The organism is Caldimonas tepidiphila (genome assembly GCF_003569765.1).
Classification (GTDB): Bacteria; Pseudomonadota; Gammaproteobacteria; order Burkholderiales; family Burkholderiaceae_C; genus Caldimonas; species Caldimonas tepidiphila.
In genome coordinates this window covers 43,603-60,198 of record NZ_QXMG01000037.1, presented here as the reverse complement: position 1 = coordinate 60,198, position 16,596 = coordinate 43,603, and the positions used below count along the sequence as shown (strand labels likewise).

At 71.3% G+C, this 16,596-nt stretch carries 17 protein-coding genes; 1 reads left to right on the top strand and 16 read right to left on the bottom strand.

Features of this window, described 5'->3' with window-relative positions; all coding sequences use genetic code 11:
* Nucleotides 1–99: 99 nt before the first annotated feature.
* The 16 genes from D3A59_RS25490 to gspG all read right to left on the bottom strand — a co-directional run bounded on the left by D3A59_RS25490 (nucleotide 100) and on the right by gspG (nucleotide 15,873).
* Nucleotides 100–1,251, bottom strand: a complete 1,152-nt coding sequence (locus D3A59_RS25490; RefSeq protein WP_157991588.1) for an NHL repeat-containing protein — start codon at nucleotides 1,249–1,251, stop codon at nucleotides 100–102.
* A 63-nt stretch (nucleotides 1,252–1,314) separates the two neighbouring features.
* Nucleotides 1,315–1,779 (bottom strand): hypothetical protein, encoded by a 465-nt coding sequence (locus D3A59_RS25485; protein WP_157991587.1) that lies wholly within the window; start codon nucleotides 1,777–1,779, stop codon nucleotides 1,315–1,317.
* A gap of 279 nt (nucleotides 1,780–2,058) precedes the next feature.
* Nucleotides 2,059–2,859, bottom strand: coding sequence for a helix-turn-helix transcriptional regulator (locus D3A59_RS18630; protein ID WP_157991586.1), 801 nt, complete (start codon nucleotides 2,857–2,859; stop codon nucleotides 2,059–2,061).
* A gap of 213 nt (nucleotides 2,860–3,072) precedes the next feature.
* A complete protein-coding gene (locus D3A59_RS18625; RefSeq protein WP_119156827.1) occupies nucleotides 3,073–4,005 on the bottom strand; it encodes a 5'-nucleotidase in 933 nt (310 codons plus the stop codon).
* Between the two features lie 51 nt (nucleotides 4,006–4,056).
* Nucleotides 4,057–5,049, bottom strand: a complete 993-nt coding sequence (locus D3A59_RS18620; protein ID WP_119156826.1) for an AAA family ATPase — start codon at nucleotides 5,047–5,049, stop codon at nucleotides 4,057–4,059.
* A gap of 149 nt (nucleotides 5,050–5,198) precedes the next feature.
* The gene (gspF, locus tag D3A59_RS18615; protein WP_119156825.1) at nucleotides 5,199–6,416 is read right to left on the bottom strand and encodes a type II secretion system inner membrane protein GspF; all 1,218 of its coding nucleotides are present in this window, start codon (nucleotides 6,414–6,416) and stop codon (nucleotides 5,199–5,201) included.
* A gap of 28 nt (nucleotides 6,417–6,444) precedes the next feature.
* Nucleotides 6,445–7,866, bottom strand: coding sequence for a type II secretion system ATPase GspE (gspE, locus tag D3A59_RS18610; protein ID WP_119156824.1), 1,422 nt, complete (start codon nucleotides 7,864–7,866; stop codon nucleotides 6,445–6,447).
* 11 nt (nucleotides 7,867–7,877) lie between these two features.
* A complete protein-coding gene (gene gspD / locus D3A59_RS18605) occupies nucleotides 7,878–10,232 on the bottom strand; it encodes a type II secretion system secretin GspD (protein WP_240636119.1) in 2,355 nt (784 codons plus the stop codon).
* Nucleotides 10,233–10,234: 2 nt separating this feature from the next.
* Entirely contained in the window at nucleotides 10,235–11,092 is an 858-nt protein-coding gene (gene gspN / locus D3A59_RS18600; protein WP_240636118.1) for a type II secretion system protein N, read from the bottom strand.
* The gene (gene gspM, locus D3A59_RS18595; RefSeq protein ID WP_240636117.1) at nucleotides 11,089–11,577 is read right to left on the bottom strand and encodes a type II secretion system protein GspM; all 489 of its coding nucleotides are present in this window, start codon (nucleotides 11,575–11,577) and stop codon (nucleotides 11,089–11,091) included. The genes gspN and gspM overlap by 4 nt, the downstream gene beginning before the upstream one ends.
* The gene (gene gspL, locus D3A59_RS18590) at nucleotides 11,574–12,815 is read right to left on the bottom strand and encodes a type II secretion system protein GspL (protein ID WP_119156822.1); all 1,242 of its coding nucleotides are present in this window, start codon (nucleotides 12,813–12,815) and stop codon (nucleotides 11,574–11,576) included. The genes gspM and gspL overlap by 4 nt, the downstream gene beginning before the upstream one ends.
* A gap of 105 nt (nucleotides 12,816–12,920) precedes the next feature.
* On the bottom strand, nucleotides 12,921–13,937 hold the full coding sequence (gspK, locus tag D3A59_RS18585; RefSeq protein WP_119156821.1) for a type II secretion system minor pseudopilin GspK: 1,017 nt from the start codon (nucleotides 13,935–13,937) through the stop codon (nucleotides 12,921–12,923).
* On the bottom strand, nucleotides 13,934–14,599 hold the full coding sequence (locus tag D3A59_RS18580) for a prepilin-type N-terminal cleavage/methylation domain-containing protein (RefSeq protein ID WP_119156820.1): 666 nt from the start codon (nucleotides 14,597–14,599) through the stop codon (nucleotides 13,934–13,936). Before D3A59_RS18580 ends, gspK begins: the two co-directional genes overlap by 4 nt.
* Before the next feature lie 2 nt (nucleotides 14,600–14,601).
* Nucleotides 14,602–14,976, bottom strand: a complete 375-nt coding sequence (gene gspI / locus D3A59_RS18575) for a type II secretion system minor pseudopilin GspI (protein ID WP_119156819.1) — start codon at nucleotides 14,974–14,976, stop codon at nucleotides 14,602–14,604.
* Complete coding sequence (locus D3A59_RS18570; protein WP_240636116.1) at nucleotides 14,963–15,427, bottom strand: prepilin-type N-terminal cleavage/methylation domain-containing protein; 465 nt, start codon at nucleotides 15,425–15,427, stop codon at nucleotides 14,963–14,965. Before D3A59_RS18570 ends, gspI begins: the two co-directional genes overlap by 14 nt.
* Entirely contained in the window at nucleotides 15,424–15,873 is a 450-nt protein-coding gene (gspG, locus tag D3A59_RS18565; protein ID WP_119156818.1) for a type II secretion system major pseudopilin GspG, read from the bottom strand. Before gspG ends, D3A59_RS18570 begins: the two co-directional genes overlap by 4 nt.
* Before the next feature lie 102 nt (nucleotides 15,874–15,975).
* On the opposite strand from gspG, the gene D3A59_RS26005 reads away from it, so the two are divergent.
* Nucleotides 15,976–16,584, top strand: a complete 609-nt coding sequence (locus D3A59_RS26005; protein WP_205665227.1) for a hypothetical protein — start codon at nucleotides 15,976–15,978, stop codon at nucleotides 16,582–16,584.
* The last annotated feature ends 12 nt before the right edge of the window (nucleotides 16,585–16,596 follow it).

The window sequence follows — 16,596 nt, the reverse complement described above, 5'->3', positions numbered from 1 at the left end:
TGGTCTTCTTGCTGCTCATCCCCGCATCATGCCGCAGGGGCGGTTTCTAGAAGCTCCCCCCAGGGCGCAAAAACCGGTTTATCAAAGTTTCCTTACACTTCAGCGATCGGGGGAGCGAAAAAGCCGGAAGATCGTCGGGATGCCGAGCAACGCCAGCAGAAAGCCTAGGATCGTCAAGGGTTGCCATCCTGAGGACGGAGAGGGCGATTGAGGTGGGTTTTGGACTTTTGGAGCAGATGTCGCGAAAGGATTGAAGGCTGCGCCGCCCGATAACGTTTCCTGCTGCGGAGGACTCTGGGGAATGGAAGGTGGCGCTGTCTCAACGGGGGGGGCAGAATTAGAGGGGCCTTTTTGCCAAGTCCAGAGCGTCATATCCGCTTCATCGACGCCCACCACGCGGATGCTGGAGGGCGTTGCCTTCTTTCCGGAGTTGGTCTGCTTCTTCGACTCATCCTCCTTTTGCTCCGGATCTATCCAGAACCAGCCTTCGTCCCGGTGCTCCAGCACGGCAGACGAACTCCAGCCTTCGGGCATCGGTTGTCGCACCACGACTTCCGGCAACTCGGCACCATACAGTACGGGCGTATGTACATGTCCTTCAAGGGCCACTCCAGCGCGGCGGCTGACCCTCAAGCCAACCAGCACCGAATCTGTGCCGAAACGGGCCAGCGACAAGGCTTGCGAAGAAGGAAGTTCGCTCAATAGCAGCCACCTTGGTTCAAAACGGCCGGAGGCATCAACCATCCACAATGCGGCCTGCCGATTCATGCCCTGAAGCTCGCCCAGCACAAGGACGCGGCCGTTGCCCAGAGGGAGTGCATGCTCGGCAGCAGCATTGGCCGGGAGAGCCATGGGATCCGTCCTTCCGTTGTCTGCCCAAGTGGTGTCGAGTTGCCCATTTGGTGTAAGACGTTGTAGGACAGGCCGTGGTGTAGTTCCCTGCGTTTTACCCACGACGTACAGGTAACCTCTATCGTCAATAACTATGCTCAACGGAACCATGTCGCGAACATGTAAATATCCTTGTTCGCCGAATCTGAGGTCGATCACTCCGCCCGCATTCCGACGAGCGATAAAATATTGTTGAGTGCTCTGATCGCGCACTTCAATGGTAAAGGTTGGGTCCTGCCCCGTTGGTGGATTGTTGGTCCTTGCATCTGCGCCTCCTGCATAAATGATTCCGACGCTGACAATCATCAAATGCAGCAAAAAATGATAGGCGCAGCATAATAATCTATTCGCGGTTGACATGTCGATGAGGCGGTTATCGGATTGCTGCCGGTGAGCAGCAATCCTTGAGGCTCGTTTGGGATTTTATTGGAGTGTTACGGATGTGGTGCCATGGGTGGCGATGACTTCTGTGGCCCCTGTGGTCGTTTCGATAGCGCTTGCGGTCCAGCCCGTGGGGCAAGACCCGAGTTGTGGACCGGTTGAGGTAGTATTGGAGGAGCTAAACCCGGTAAGTGTGAAGCCGGTAATTTGCCTTTTGTTATCGCGGGTAACATGAGAAATCAAGCCTGTTGTGGTTGTGTCTCGCGCGCGCTCTTGTGTTTGGGGGCCGTTATCTCTGTCGCAAATCCAAGTGTGCTCGGCCGTGACTGAAGTCTCGAATGAAACGCCGCCCGCATTTTCATTCAGCTCTTTGTTGTTCCAGCCAAAGGCCGTCTGCACGTCTCCCTTGCCAATAAATCCTGTGCCGTTTTCGTTGACTACGACTGCGGCCATGGCTGCCGACGTAATTCCTGCTGCCGCAAGTCCAAGGATCCAGTTCCTAATCATGATGTGCTCCTAAATTTGCAAAGTTATCCCGTCCCGACCGAATGGAATCATCCGCCGGGCTGCGCCTGTCTTTCATGCAATTCGTTCGCAAGGTCTTTCAAGACCCGGCGAATTGGTCGGAGAAATTCAAGAGTCAGGGAACATGCCCTCGCCGGTGCACCCACCGGATTTCTGCAAGCTTCATGGAAATCTCCTTTCCCGATGTGCGTCTCGGGTGAGGGAAATGTAGAAGCCGCGAGGCAACGGCTCAATGGCCCAAACGGGTAAGAGGACTAATCCTTACTTCAGGAGCTGTCGTCGGCTGCGCACCCCGCACTTCTCGAAGGCGTTGGCGAGGTGCTTCTTCACCGTGTTGACGCTGATGTCGAGGCGCGCCGCGATCTCCTTGTTGGTCAGGCCCTTGCGCGTCAGTGCCAGCACCTCGGCCTCGCGGGCGCTCAGCGCGGTGCCCGGCCCCACGGTCTCCGCGTCGGTCTCACGCGCTCCTGCGCCAACGGGCAGCTCGTTGAGCAGCGACAGGTAGAGCGCTTGCATCACCGCGCGCGGAAACCACAGCTCTCCCGCCTGCACAGCGCGCAGCGCCCGCAGCTGCTCTGCGGCAGGCGCGTTCCAGGCGATGCAGCCGCGCGCATGGCATTGGATTACCACGTCGGCACGGCACTTGGTTGGTTCGTCCCAGCCAATGATCCACTCGGTGGCCGGAAACGCGCGCTGCAGCCGGCGCAGCGCGCCGGCGCCGAAGCGCAGGCAGAGGTCGGCATCGATCAGAAGCAGCTGCGGCGCATGCTCGCTCAGAAGGCGAGACAGCTCTTCGATCGTCCTGGGGGCCGCGGTGGCGAGAGGCTGCGGCGCGACCGAGTCGCGCCAGACGACGCGCAGCCCTTCGACCGCCTCCTCGTGACCCGGTGCCGGGCACAGCAGCAGGGGCGCTCCGCGGGGAGGGGCCGTCGAGGCGCGCGGGCAGGGCGGAGGGCGCTCCGCACACCATGCCTCCGGCACAGGCCCGGCCGGCGTGCCGGGATGCCATGCCTGGAGCAGCCGCTCGATGGGTGAGCCCGAGCCGCCCGAGGCTTCGTCCATTCCGTGCTCGGGGATGGGGCTGCACGGGCGCCGCAACCCGTGATGGCGAAAACTACTCATACCAAGCCTCCCCGGGGCGCGTTGTTCGCCCTTCTTGGTGAGGCCGAGTCTAGGGGGCACTCATGCAGGCATCTGTTTGCATTCGCAACACTTCGGCAGGCATCTGGGTAATTTTTTCAAATTCTCCGGCGCCCCCGGGGCCCGTGCCGGCCTTTACCCGTCTTGACGGGCAAGCACCCGGTTCGCCACCCCCGCCGCCACATGCCCCGCCGGCACGTGCTCGGCGGCGTTCTCGATGTGGCGCGTCTGGTCGTCGAAGAAGAAGTCCGGCTCGAACTCGCGCAGGAAGGCGCCCTTGGCCAGCCCGCCGAGGAACATCGCCTCGTCGATCTCGATGTTCCAGTCCATCAGGGTGCGGATCGCCCGCTCGTGGGCCGGCGCGCTGCGCGCCGTTACCAGCGCGGTGCGCAGCCGCATGCCGGCCGCCGGCTCGTGCTGCAGTCGCTGCAGCGCCTCGAGCAGCGGCTTGAAGGGGCCGGCGGGCAGCGGCAGCGCCGCATGATCGGTCTCGTGCTGCTGGAAGGCGTCCAGGCCGCGCGACTGGAACACCTGCTCGGCCTCGTCGGAGAACAGCACCGCGTCGCCGTCGAAGGCGATGCGTACCTCGGCAGGGTGCGCGTCGGACGCACGCGCCGAGTGCGGGTAGACGCGCGCTGCCGGCACGCCGGCGTCGAGCGCGGAGCGCACGTCGGCCTCGTTGGCCGACAGGAACAGGTTCGCCTTCAGCGGGCGCAGGTAGCGCCAGGGCGAGCTGCCGCGGGTGAACACGCCACGCTGGATCGGCAGGCCGTAGTGCTTCGCGGAGCGGAACACGCGCATGCCGGAGACCGGGTCGTTGCGCGACAGGATCACCACTTCCACGCGCGGCGCCGCGCTGCCGTCGCCGAGGTTGAAGGCGAGCAGCTTGTTGACGAGCGAGAAGGCGACGCCGGGACGCGCGGGCCGCTCCAGGCGCTCGAGCTGCAGCCGCATGTAGGCGCGGTCGTCGCCGGATTCGAACAGCGTGTTCTCCTCCTCGAAGTCGAACAGCGCGCGCGAGGAAATGGCCACCACGAGCTGGTGGCCGTCAAGGGTCGGTGCAGCCATGCCCGGATGATAGGGCCCCGGTGCCGGCGCCCCCTGCACCGGGGACGCCGGCTACTGCACGAAGCCGATCGGCGAGCGGCGCGGGCCGCCCTCGGGCAGGTCGCGCAGCTCGACGCGGCCGCGCCCGTCGAGCTTGGCGTTGCCGAAGGCGGTCATCCAGGCGCGGCGCATCTCGCGCGGCGCGAGCTCGCTCATGCGCTCGAGCACCGCGTCGCCCGGCTCCGGCTCGAAGCGCGAACCCCAGTCGTGCTCGCCGCGCAGCGTCCTGTAAAGACGCGTGGCGATCTTGCGCGCCGCGTCGCGGTCCGGGGGCGCGACCTCGTAGACGTTCATCCGGTTGAGGATCGGGTCGGGGATGGCGCGCTCGTCGTTGGCCGTGGCCACCCAGATCATCTGGCTGGTGTCGATCGCCACCTCGGCGAACTCGTCGGTGAAGTTCGACGCCGTGTCGTGCTCGAGCAGGCTGTAGAGCGCGCCGAGCGGGTCGTAGGCCGACTCGCCGCCGGCCTTGTCGATCTCGTCGACCACCATCACCGGGTTGGCGTACTGGCCGTCGACCAGCGTCTCGAACACCTTGCCGGGGCGCGCGCCCTTCCACTGGCTCGAGGCGCCCGACAGCACCCAGCCGGCGGTGAGCGAGCTCATCGACACGAAGCCCATGCCGGTGCCGAGCAGCTGCGCGAGGTGGCGCGCGAAATGGGTCTTGCCGATGCCCGGGGGGCCGAGCAGCAGCATCGGCGTGATCTCCAGCGCGTCGCGGCTGTCCTCGCACAGCGCGAGCTGGCGCTTCACGTCGTCGAGCACCTCGGCGAAGTTCGGCAGCTCCTCGTACAGCGTCTCCATCGCGGGCAGGCCCGAGGGCTTGACCTGGAAGCGCTCGGGGCCGCGCTCGAGCATGCGCTCGTAGGTGGCGCGCAGGTTCTCGTGCTCCTTCTTCGGCAGCTTGTCGAGCCTCTTTTCCACCTCGTCGAGGCGGTAGACATGCCGCATATGGGCAATCGGGATCGCCGTGGAACGCACGGGCACCAGGTCGCGAGCACTCATGAAGATCCTCCAACGCTCAGGGGCGGCCGGCGCCTCTGCCGTCGGTGCCGCGGCGCGCCGGTTCCTGCAAAGGATTTAAGCATGAACCGTGCCGCCCCTGTCAAGCCGTGGCGACCCCGGAGGGCTCCCGGTGCGGAGGCGGGGCGGCGCTACTTGACCCAGGTGTTGAGCTGGATGATCGGCAGCAGCACCGCGAGCACGATCAGCATCACGATGCCGCCCATGCCGACGATCAGCAGCGGCTCGAGCAGCGTGGCGAGCTGCATCGCGCGGCGCTGCACCTCCTGGCCGAGCTGGCGTGCGGCGCGGTCGAGCATCGCCGGCAGCGTCCCGGTCTGCTCGCCGAGACGCGAGAACATGCTCAGCAGGCCCGGAAAACGCTTGCGCCCGGCCAGGGCGGAGGCCAGCGGCGCGCCCTCGCGCACCTGCACCAGCGCGTCGAGCGCGTCGGCGCGCATCGCGCGGTTGTGCAGCGTCTCGGCCGCCGCCTGCAAGGCCTTGAGGATCGGCACGCCCGCGCCGGCGAGCATCGCCAGCGTGCCGGCGAAGCGCGCCGCGTTGTAGCCTCGCGCGAGCCGGCCGATCAGCGGCAGGCGCAGCCAGCCGGCGTCGAAGCGCTCGCGGAAGGCCTCGTTGCGCAGGCTGACGGCGAGCAGCGCGCCGCCGGCGGCGAGCACGAGCGCGACCAGCCAGCCCCACTGCCGCACGAAGGCGCTCAAGCCCAGCATCGCCTCGGTCAGCACCGGCAGCGACTGGCGCGTGCCGGCGAACACCGAGGCCACCTGCGGCACCACGTAGCTGACGAGGAAGATCACGATCACCACCGCGATCAGCGACACGATCGCGGGGTAGAGCGCCGCGCCGATCAGCCGCGCGCGCAGCGCCTGGCGTTCCTCCAGGTCGTCGGCGAGGCGCTCGAGCACGAGGCCGAGGTTGCCGCTCTGCTCGCCGGCGGCGACCACCGCGCGGTAGACGTCGTCGAACTCGCGCGGCGCGGTGGCCAGCGCCCGGGCGAAGGGGGCGCCCGCGTTGACCTCGCTCCGCAGGTGCGCGACGAGCTCGCGCTGGCGCTCGTTGTCGGACTCGTCGGCGAGCGCGGTCAGCGCGCGCTCGAGCGGCAGGCCGGAGACGACCAGGCCGGCGAGCTGGCGGGTCCAGATCGCGAGGCCGGTGCTGTTGAAGACGCGGCCGCGCAGCTTCAGCCCGGGGCTGCCGGCAGTGCCTTCCTGGGCGACCGGGTTGACCTCCATCGGCACCAGTTGCTGCGCGCGCAGCTGTGCGCGCGCGGCGCGCGCGTTGTCGGCCTCGATCAGCCCGGTGCTGGTGCGCCCGGCGCTGTCGAGCGCTTCGAATCGGTAGGCAGGCATGGAGGCAGTGGAGTGAGGGGGGCCGGGTTCAGTCGCGCGTGACGCGCATCAATTCCTCGAGCGAGGTGGTGCCGTCGGCGACGAGGCGTTCGCCGTCCTCGCGCATCGTGCGCATGCCGTTGCGGCGCGCGGCCTCGAACAGCTCGCTCTCCGGCGCGCGGTTGTGGATCAGCGACTGCACCTGCTCGTCGACCACCAGCAGCTCGTACACGCCGGTGCGGCCGCGGTAGCCGGTCTGGCCGCAGTCGGGGCAGCCCACCGGGTGCCAGCGGCCCTCGCCGTCCTGGCGCCGGCAGGTGGGGCAGAGCTTGCGCACCAGGCGCTGCGCCTGCACGCCGAGCAGGCTCGAGCTCAGCAGGAAGGGCTCCACGCCCATGTCGGTCAGGCGCGTGACGGCGCTGACCGCGTCGTTGGTGTGCAGCGTCGCGAGGACCAGGTGGCCGGTGAGCGAGGCCTGCACCGCGATCTGCGCGGTCTCGAAGTCGCGGATCTCGCCGATCATGATCACGTCCGGGTCCTGGCGCAGGATCGCGCGCAGCGCCTTCGCGAAGCTCAGGTCGATCTTCGCGTTGACCTGCGTCTGCCCGACGCCGGCGAGTTCGTACTCGACCGGGTCCTCGACCGTCAGCACGTTGGTGGTGCTGGTATCCAGGCGCCCGAGGCCCGCGTAGAGCGTGGTGGTCTTGCCCGAGCCGGTGGGGCCCGTGACGAGCACGATGCCGTGCGGCTGCTGCAGCAGCCGGTCGAAGCGCGAGAGGACGTCGCCGCTCATCCCGAGGCTCTCGAGCGAGAACTTGGTCTCGCCCTTGTCGAGCAGTCGCAGCACCGCGCGCTCGCCGTGCGCCGAGGGCAGCGTCGAGACGCGCACGTCGATCGCGCGCCCGCCGATGCGCAGGGAGATGCGCCCGTCCTGCGGCAATCGCTTCTCGGCGATGTCGAGCTCGGCCATGATCTTCAGCCGCGAGATCAGCGCTGCGTGCAGCGCGCGGTTGGGCTGCACCACCTCGCGCAGGGTGCCGTCGACGCGGAAGCGCACCGCGGAGCTGCGCTCGTAGGGCTCGATGTGGATGTCGCTCGCCCCGTCCTTGGCGGCCTGCGTCAAGAGCGCGTTGAGCATGCGGATGATCGGCGCGTCGTTGACGGCCTCGAGCAGGTCCTCCACCGCGGGCAGGTCCTGCATCATGCGCGAGAGGTCGACCTTGCTCTCGACCTCGCCGATCACGGTCGCGGCGCTCGACTCGCCGCCGGCGTAGGCGGCGGCGATGCGGCTGACGAGCGTGCTGCTGGCCTCGCGCTCCATCGCGTCGACGCGGAAGTGGCGCAGCACCTCGGACAGCGCGGCCGGCGAGGGCGAGTCGCCGGCCCACAGCACGAGCCGGTCGCCGTCGTCCTCCAGCAGCAGCGTGTTCGCCTTCGCGAAGGCGTAGGGCAGGGGATGTCGGGCACTCATGGCGGATGGTCTCAGCTTTGCGGCTGCACCGGCGCCGCTTCGGGCGGCAGCGGCACGGCGGAAGGTGCCGGCTGTTGCGGCACCGGCTGCGGGATGGCCGGCGGCTGGGCCGCCGGGCCCTGCGGCTGCGCGGGCGCCTGGCCCGGCACCGGGCCGGAGGGCTGCAGCGGCGTGCCGGGCAGCGCGGGCAGGCCCAGCGGCGCGGCCTGCAGCGGCGCGATCGGGTGCACCGCCGGCAGCACCGGCGCGTCGTTGAGCTGCATCACCGGGCTCTGGCGCGGCTGCACGCCCTGCTGCTGCGCACGGATGAAGTCGTAGCGGTCCAGCGTCAGCGTGGTCGCGTCCTGCGCGGTGCGCATCACGACCGGCCGCAGGAAGACCATCAGGTTGGTCTTGTTGCGCGCGCGGCTCTCGCTGCGGAACAGGCCGCCGAGCACCGGCAGGTCGCCGAGCAGCGGCACCTTGGAGCGGTTGGTCGTGTACTGGTCCTGGATCAGGCCGCCGAGCACGATGATCTGGCCGTCGTCCACCGCCACGGTCGACTCGATCGAGCGCTTGCTGGTGGTGGGGCCGGCGTTGGCGGTGCCGGTGGCCACGTCCTGCACGGCCGAGGACTCTTGGAAGATCGTCATGCGCAGCGTGCCGCCCTCGCCGATCTGCGGCCGGATGCGCAGCGTCAGGCCGACGTCGCGGCGCTCGATGGTCTGGAAGGGGCTGGTCGTGCCGGTGCCGGTGTTGGTGTACTGGCCGGTGATGAAGGGCACGTTCTGGCCGACGACGATCTTCGCCTCCTCGTTGTCGAGCGTGATCAGGTTCGGCGTCGACAGGATGTTGACGTCGCCGTTGTTCTGCAGCGCGCGCGCGAGGATGCCGAGCCCGTAGGTGCCGCCGAAGTTGTGCACGAGCCCGACGTTGATGCCGGTGCCCGGCAGGCTCGCGAGGGTGCCGGTGGCCGCCTGCTGCGTCAGGTTCAGGATGTTGTTGCCGCCGCTGCCGAAGTTGGTGCCGACGCCGACGATGTTGCTGTCGCCGCTGTTGCCGAGCACGCCCTGCCACTGCACGCCCAGCTCGGACGCCTTGTTGGCGTTGACCTCGACGATCAGCGACTCGACGTAGACCTGCGCGCGGCGCGAGTCGAGCTGGTCGATCACCGAGCGCACCTGGCGGTACAGCGGCTCGGGCGCGGTGATGATCAGCGAGTTGGTGCTCGGGTCGGCCTGGATGAAGCCGCCGGTGGCCGGGCCCTCCCCGCCGAGGTTGGTGCCGAAGTTGGCCGGGCCGGTGCTGAGCCCGCCGCCGCCGCTGCCGGTGCCGGTCGTGCCGGCGCCGCTCGTGCCTGTGCCAGCCGTGGTGCGCACCGGGGTCGTCGTGGCGCCCCCACCGCCCCCGCCGCCTGCGCCGCCGCCCGCCGTGCCCTGGGCCTCGCCGCTGAAGGCGGCGCGCAGCGTCTGCGCCAGCCGCGTCGCGTCGGCGTTGCGCAGCGGCACGACGAAGATGTTGCCGGTGGCCCGCACCCCGCTCTGCAGCGGCTGGTCGAGCTTCTCGACGATGCTGCGCAGGATCTGCAGGCGCTGCGGATTGGCGGCGCGCAGGATCAGCGCGTTGCTGCGCACGTCGGCGAGCACCTGCCCCGCCCCCGCCGCGGCAGCGGCCTGCGCGGGGGCGCCCGGCACGGTGGCGCCCGGCTGGTCGCTGGCCAGGCGCTGCACCAGCGGCGCGATCTCCGAGGCGAGCGCGTGCTGCAGCGGGATGATCTCGACACCGGTGCTGCCCGGCAGGTCGAGCGCGGAGATGATGCGCGCGAGGCGGCGCAGGTTCGTCGTGTAGTCGGTGATGACGAGCGAGTTGTTGCCCGGGTTGACGTTGATCGTGTTGTTCGGGCTGATCAGCGGGCGCAGCACCGTCACGAGGTTGTTCGCGTTCTCGTGGCTGAGCCGGAAGATCTGCGTCGCGATCTGGTCGCCGCGCTGCGGCACCGAGCCGACCGCGCTGCCGACGCCGACGCTGTCGGTCTGCAGCTTGGCCTCGGCCTCCGGCACGATCTTGTGGAGCCCGCCGCTCTCGACCACCGCGAAGCCGAGCCCGCGCAGCGCCGCGAGGAAGCTGCGGTAGGCCGCCGCCGGGGGCATCGGCTGCTCGCTGTAGAGCGTGATCTGGCCCTTGACGCGCGGGTCGACGACGAACTGGCGGTCGAGGATCGTGCCCATCGCGCGCGCGACGCCGTCGATCTCGGCGTTGACGAAGTTCAGCGTCACCGGCGCGGCATTGCGCTGGGCGAACGCCACGGGCGCGGCGGTCTGCAGCGCCAGCGCCAGCAGGGCGCCGGCCAGCGGCGCGACGGAGGGCGATTTCTTGCAGCTTTTCATGTTCATCCGATCGAGATGACCGAGCGGTCGCCGTCGCGCCGCCCGATGATGTTCAGCAGGTTGTTGAGCACCGGCTGCTGCGCCTCGGCGGCGCGCGCCTCGCCGCGGAAGCGCACGCCCTGCGGGCTCCAGGTGCCTTCGCCGCTGAGCCGCAGCGCCCCGTCGAGCGTCTGCAGCGTGAGCGTGGCCGGGCCGCCCTCGGGCTTGCCCTGCAGTTGCAGCCGGTAGCTGCCCAGCGTGTCGAGCGTGGTTAGCCGCGACGAGGCGTGCAGCAGCTCGACCGAGGCGCTGCCGAGCAGCCGCCAGCGGCCCTGCACCAGCTCCATGCGCAGCCCCGGCGATGCGAGCCGCACCGAGCCGCCGAGCTGCAGCGTGTTGAAGGGGGTGCCGAGGCCGCGCAGCACGTCGCTCGGCCACTGCGCCAGCCAGTCGCGCCCGCCGGGGAGCTCGACGCCCAGACGCCCGATGCCGGGGTCCAGCCGCAGCGCCAGCGTGCCGTTCAGGCAGCAGTCCTGGCGCAGCTCGAGCTGCACGCCGCTCCAGCCGGCCGGCCGCAGCCGCCAGTGCAGCGGGCTCGGCAGCACGGTCGCGTCGCGGCTGCCGGCGCCACCGGTGAACACCAGCAGCGCCTCGCCCGACCAGACCGTGCCGCGCGAGGCCACCAGCAGCACCTGCTGGTCGGTGGCCGCGGCGACGGCGCGCGCCAGCCAGCTCGCCGGCGCGAAGGCGATCAGCGCGACGAGCGCGCCCACCATCGCGCCGAGGATCGCCCAGCGGCGGTGCGCGCGCGTGTCGCGCGTCCCGGGGCCCGCCCGCGAACGGTCGGAGCGGGCGCGCAGCACCGTGGGTCCCCGCCTCATGCAGCGCCGGCCAGGTTGAGCACGACGGTGCCGCTGTAGCCCTTCGGGGTGCGGGCGAGTTGCGCCTCCACCGGCCGGGCGCGCGCGGCGCTGCGGGCCTCGCTCATCCAGTTCCACAGCGCGTCGCCGGGGATGTCGGTGGCGGTGAGGGTGGCGCGGTCGCCCTGCACCTGCAGCCGCGCGCCGGGCCCGAGCCGCGCGGTGGCGGCCTCCAGCGCCTTCCTCGACTGCGCGTCGCTGATCGCGGCGGTGCCGGCGAGCGCGCGCGACTCGGCCGCCAGCCGCTGCATCTCGGCGAGCTGCAGGTCGAGCGCGCCGATGCGCGCGGGCGCCTCGCGCAGCGTGCGCAGCGCCGGCTGCAGCGCGACCCACCACAGCAGCGCCGCGGCCACGCACAGCGCCGCGACGGCCACGAGTCGCCGCTCGCGCGGCGCGAGCGCGTCCCAGCGCGTGGCGGCCAGGCGCCGCAGTTCGGCCGCCGTCACGAGCTCGCCCCCGCGGCGGCGCGGCGCAGCACGAGCCGGCTGCCTTCGCGCTGGACCTGCCAGCCGCCGGGCTGCAGGGTGCTTGCGAATCGGTTCATCTCGTCCTCGTTCCAGTTGCTCGCGTCGAGCGTCAGCACGCCGGGCTCGAAGCGCAGGCCCTGGATCTGCCGGCCGCGCGGCCAGGCGGTCGCCGCCGCCTGCAGCAGCGTCTCCAGGTCGCCGTCGCCGGGACGGCCCGCGCGCACGCGCAGCAGCTCGGTCTCGCGCCGCATCTGCACCGGCGCGTCGAGCACCGCGCGCACCTGCGGATGGGCCTGCTGCAGCATCGCGACCATCGCGCGCTGGCGCTCGGCCACGGCCTGCCGCTGCTCCCAGGCCCAGGCGTTCAGGCCGATCACCTGCACGACGAGCAGCGTCGCGAGTCCCCAGCGCACCGGAGCCCAGGCCGGTGTCAGGAAGGCGCGCCACTGGTCGCGCAGCGCGCGCACGCCGCGGTGGCGCAGCGTCAGCTCGAACTGGCGCAGGTTCCAGGCCGAGCCGGCCGCGCGCAGCGCCAGGTCCGCGCGCGACAGCACGCTGACGCTGTGGCCGAGCCACTGCTCGGCCGCGGCCGCGGCGGTGGGCTCGGCGGTCCAGGTCGTGTCCGCGGGCAACGGCGAGGGCAGCAGCGCGCGCGCGAGCGTGCCGCCGGCGGTGCCGACCGGCATCGTCACGGCGCCCCGCTCGTCCGCCCACAGCAGGCGCAGCGCCGCGTCCTCGTCGTCCGGGGCATCGCGCTCGAAGTGGCCCCAGGGCGTCGCGCGCGGCTCGAGCTGCGGCACCACCCGGTCCACGACCACGCCGGCGCTCTCCAGCGCCTGCAACTGCATCGTCAGCCAGGGGCGGTGCACCACCGCGACCCAGCCGGCCTGCCCGGGACGCGCATCGGGGCCGAGCGCGAAGTGGGCGTCGGCCGGATCCTCGAGCAGCGCGTCCTCGAGCACGCCCGCGAGCGCGGCGCGCAGCCGCCCGGCCGGCGCCTTGGGGATCTCGATGCGGTGCCAGCTCAGGTCCCCGGCCGGCACGACCGCCACCACGCTGTCGGCGCGCGGCAGCAGCGCGGCCGCGGCGCGCCCCTCGCTCAGCTGCGAGCCGGCGCTGAACACGTGGCTCCATTCGGCCGGCACCCGCAGGACCGCGTCGGCCTCGCGGGCGGCGAGCCGGGGGCGGGGGGCGAGGCGGATGATGAGGGTGCTCATGCGTGGTGTGCGAACGGCGGCGCGGCCGCCGGGGCTGTCAGGGAGCGGGCCATTGTACGAATCGCCCCGGGCCTGTCCGCGAGGGCGCGCACAGCCCCATTTTTGTCACGGGCGCAGCAGGCCGCCACCCTCGGACAGGTTGACGCGCTGGCGCTGGAGCGTGACGACCTCGCGGCCGCGGCGATGCACCAGCGAGCGCTCCTCGACCGCCCGCTCGGCGATGCGCATGCGCCCGCGCACCTCGAAGAAGCTGCTCTCCACGCCGACGAGCTCCGGGTCGGGCTGGACGGCGTTGCCGAGCAGCGGGATGACCTCGCTCACGTTGCGGAAGGGGCTGCGCTGGCGCTGCTGCACCAGGCGCTCGGCGCTCGCCAGGTCCAGGCCCTCGATGCCGGCGGCGATCACCTCGCGCGATGCGGTGTTGAGGTTGATGCGCGTGCGCGCGGGCAGCAGCGCGACATGCGGCGCGAGCCGCTCCAGCGTTGGCGCGTCGAGCCCGAGCCAGCCCAGGTCCTCGAGCCGCGTGGGCAGCAGCGCCGCGTCGCCGCCGTCGCCGCTGCCGCTGCCGCGCTGCGTGCCGGCCTCCCCGCCGCCGCTGTTGCTGCCGGGCGCGGCGGGCGTGGCGCGCTGCAGCTCGACGGCCAGCCGGTCGGCCACGCTCGGGGCCAGGCCGAGCTGCTCGACGAGCCGCCGCAGCGCCCCCAGGTCGCGCTCCGAGATCTCGCCGTTGCGCACCAGGTTGTTCAGGTTGAAGCGCGACTGCAGGTCGACGATCGCGCCGGACAGGAAGGCGTCCGGCGCGTCCTGCGTGTTGTCGCGGTCGGCGGCCAGGAAGGTCGACAGCCGCGCCTCGGCCAGCGGCACCGCCCAGGGCTCGCCCAGGTGGTCGATGCCCTTGTTGTCCTCGCGCAGGATCAGCCGGGCCCAGTCCAGCGCGCCGGAGAGCATCCAGCCCGACTGCACGCGGCTGCGCTCGGCGGCCTCGATCTGCACCGCGCGCCACTGGCGCCACATCATCCCCGCGCTGAGCGTGGCCACCAGCGTGACGATCACCATCGCGGTCAGCAGCGCGGCGCCGCGCTGGCGCAGGGGGCGGCTGCGGCCGGAAGGGGGGCGGGTCATTGGATCATCTGCCGGTTGCGCAGCACCACGTCGCGCGTGACGCTGCCGGACAGCCCCGAGGGCGGGGCCAGCAGCAGCTCCAGCCGCACGCCCTCGGGCAGCAGCTCGCGCGTGCCGGCGCCGGCGCTGTCGTCGACGTCGCCGCTGGACTGCGGGTTGGACCAGGCGTTGTTGCGCCAGAAGAAGACCTGCCAGCCGGCCACCCCGGGCAGCGCCACGAGCGTGCCGGGCTCGCCGCCGATGAGCTGCTGCGAGCGCATCCACACGTCCTGCAGCGCCGGGGCGCGCGTCACCGCCTCGCTGCTCCAGCGCTGCCAGCCGCCGTCGCGCAGCGTCCACACGACGAGGCGCACGCCGTCCTCGTCGCGCCGCGTCAGCCGCAGCGTCGAGCCGTTGAACTGCAGCGCCGGCACATGCTGCGTGTCGTGCACCGCGGCGAGGTCGGCCTCCCATTGCGCCATCACGGTGCCGAGCCGCAGCACCGCGTCGAGCCGGGCCTCGTTGACCTCGCGCGCGCGCAGGATGCCGTCGATGCCGCGCCAGGCCATCGTCGCCATCACCGCCAGCAGCGTGATCGTCACCAGCAGCTCGATCAGCGTGAAGCCGGGCGCCGCGCGGCGGCCGCGGCGGCGCTGCTGTCGGGGAGCGTAGTGAAGGCCCACGGTCAGTATCTCGGCAGGATCGTGGAGAGCGTCAGCAGCGGCTCGCCCTGCGCGCTGAGGATGCGTGCGTCGACGCGGCGGAAGTTCGGGTTCGGCGTCGGGCGCACGACGAGCTGGCCCTGGTAGACCTGGCCGGCCTGCTCGCAGCTGAAGTCGCTGTCGCCGATCGGCGGGAACTGCCGCGCCAGCACCAGCGCGCCGAGGTGGTTGTCGGCGCACCACTGCGCCGCGGTCACGTCGCCCAGGCGCTGCGCGTTGCGCGTCAGCGCGCCCGAGGCCTTCACGCCCGCGGCGAGCGTGATCGCGACGATCGCCAGCGCCACCAGCACCTCCACGAGCGTGAAGCCGCGCGCGCCGCGTCGTTCAGCGTGCCGCACCGCCCGCCTCCGTCGAGACCACCGCGAAGGGCTGCAGCCCGTCGGTCGCCAGCGTGATCTGCCGCTCCTCGAGGCGCAGCGTGACGCGCTGCGCGCCGATCAGCGGCTCGGGCCCGAGCCTGAGCGCATTGGCGCCGTGAATCGTGGCACGCACCTCCGGGTCGAGGAAGCGCTCGGGCAGCCGGATCGACTCGGGCAGCCCGACGAAGCGGAAGTCGCGCGTCGCCGGCTGCCCGGGCTCGGGCGCGATGGGCGTCCAGTACACCGCGAGCCCGGCGCCGCGCGCCTCGGCGCGCGCCGACTCCAGCAGCGCGACGAGCCGGTCCGCCTCGCGCTCCAGGCGCGTGAGCGCCGGGTCGCGCAGCGACAGCGCCACGGTGCCGATCACCACCGCCATCAGCGACAGCACGACGAGCAGCTCCAGCAGCGTGAAGCCGCGGGCGGGTTTCACTGCCAGGAGCCGATGTCCGCGTTGGGCCCCTCGCCGCCGGCCTGCCCGTCGGCGCCGTAGCTGAAGACGTCGATCTCGCCCTTCACGCCGGGGCTCAGGTACTGGTAGGGGCGGCCCCAGGGGTCGTTGGGCAGCTTGTCGAGGTAGGGCTTCCAGTTCGCCGGGACCGGGCCGCTCTGCGGCCGTGCCACCAGGGCCTGCAGGCCCTGCTCGGTGCTCGGGTAGCGCTGGTTGTCGAGCCGGTAGAGCTTGAGGGCCTGCATCAGGTTGTTCACGTCGGTGCGCGCCGCGGTCACGCGCGCGTCGTCGGCGCGGTTGAGCACGTTGGGCACGATCAGCGCGGCCAGCACGCCGATGATGACCAGGACCACCATCAACTCGATCAGCGTGAAGCCGCGGGCGGCGGCGCGTACGGCGGGACGGAGCAGGGAGGGGTGCTGTTTCATTGCGGGGGAGTGAGGTCGGAGGAAGGGCCCGGGGAGGTCCGGGAAGGGAAGAGGCCGGCATTCGCCTCGGGATGCCGGAGCGTTCAATGATAATCGTCGCAGATGGCACGACTCACCGCATTCCTTGTATGGGCCCTGGCCGCCGCGACCGCGGTGTTCTGGGGCCTGCGCGTGTTCTCGCAGCCGCTGGCGGTGCCGGCGCATGCGCAACCGGTGGCCGCGGCCGGCGGCAGTCCGGCGGCGGTGGAGCGCCTGTTCGCCCCCGAACCCTCGGCGGCCGCGAGCGCCGCGGCGCCGCCGGCCGCCAGCACGCGCTTCAAGCTCCTCGGCGTGATGGCGCCGCGCGAGGGCGGCCGCGGCGGCGTGGCGCTGATCTCGGTCGACGGCCAGCCGCCGCGCGCCTACCGGCCCGGCGCCGAGGTGGGCGAGGGCTACGTCGTGCAGCGGCTCGGCCAGCGCTCGGCCACGCTCGGGCCGGCCGGCGGCGGAGGCGACGGCGGCTTCACGCTCGAGCTGCCGCCGCTGCCCCAGCCGCAGACCGGCACGCTGCCCGCCGCCGACGGCCTCGCGACGAACCGGCCCGGCTCGACCGGCCGGCCGGCACCCGCGAACGCGGGGGGCGCCCCCCAGCCGGGGGTGTCTCCCCAGCCGGGGGAGCAGCCCGCGGAGCAGCCGGCGGAGGAAGAGCCCTCGCACCGCCGCCCCAGCTGAAGAGCCGAAAGC

Coding starts and splice junctions, on each gene's coding strand:
- gspN (WP_240636118.1), bottom strand. CDS start 11,092: ATGAGGCGGGGACCCACGGTGCTGCGCGCCCGCTCCGACCGTTCGCGG.
- D3A59_RS25485 (WP_157991587.1), bottom strand. CDS start 1,779: ATGATTAGGAACTGGATCCTTGGACTTGCGGCAGCAGGAATTACGTCG.
- D3A59_RS18620 (WP_119156826.1), bottom strand. CDS start 5,049: ATGAGTGCTCGCGACCTGGTGCCCGTGCGTTCCACGGCGATCCCGATT.
- D3A59_RS26005 (WP_205665227.1), top strand. CDS start 15,976: ATGGCACGACTCACCGCATTCCTTGTATGGGCCCTGGCCGCCGCGACC.
- gspL (WP_119156822.1), bottom strand. CDS start 12,815: ATGAGCACCCTCATCATCCGCCTCGCCCCCCGCCCCCGGCTCGCCGCC.
- gspF (WP_119156825.1), bottom strand. CDS start 6,416: ATGCCTGCCTACCGATTCGAAGCGCTCGACAGCGCCGGGCGCACCAGC.
- gspE (WP_119156824.1), bottom strand. CDS start 7,866: ATGAGTGCCCGACATCCCCTGCCCTACGCCTTCGCGAAGGCGAACACG.
- D3A59_RS18625 (WP_119156827.1), bottom strand. CDS start 4,005: ATGGCTGCACCGACCCTTGACGGCCACCAGCTCGTGGTGGCCATTTCC.
- gspD (WP_240636119.1), bottom strand. CDS start 10,232: ATGAAAAGCTGCAAGAAATCGCCCTCCGTCGCGCCGCTGGCCGGCGCC.
- D3A59_RS25490 (WP_157991588.1), bottom strand. CDS start 1,251: ATGTCAACCGCGAATAGATTATTATGCTGCGCCTATCATTTTTTGCTG.
- gspG (WP_119156818.1), bottom strand. CDS start 15,873: ATGAAACAGCACCCCTCCCTGCTCCGTCCCGCCGTACGCGCCGCCGCC.
- D3A59_RS18630 (WP_157991586.1), bottom strand. CDS start 2,859: ATGGACGAAGCCTCGGGCGGCTCGGGCTCACCCATCGAGCGGCTGCTC.
- gspK (WP_119156821.1), bottom strand. CDS start 13,937: ATGACCCGCCCCCCTTCCGGCCGCAGCCGCCCCCTGCGCCAGCGCGGC.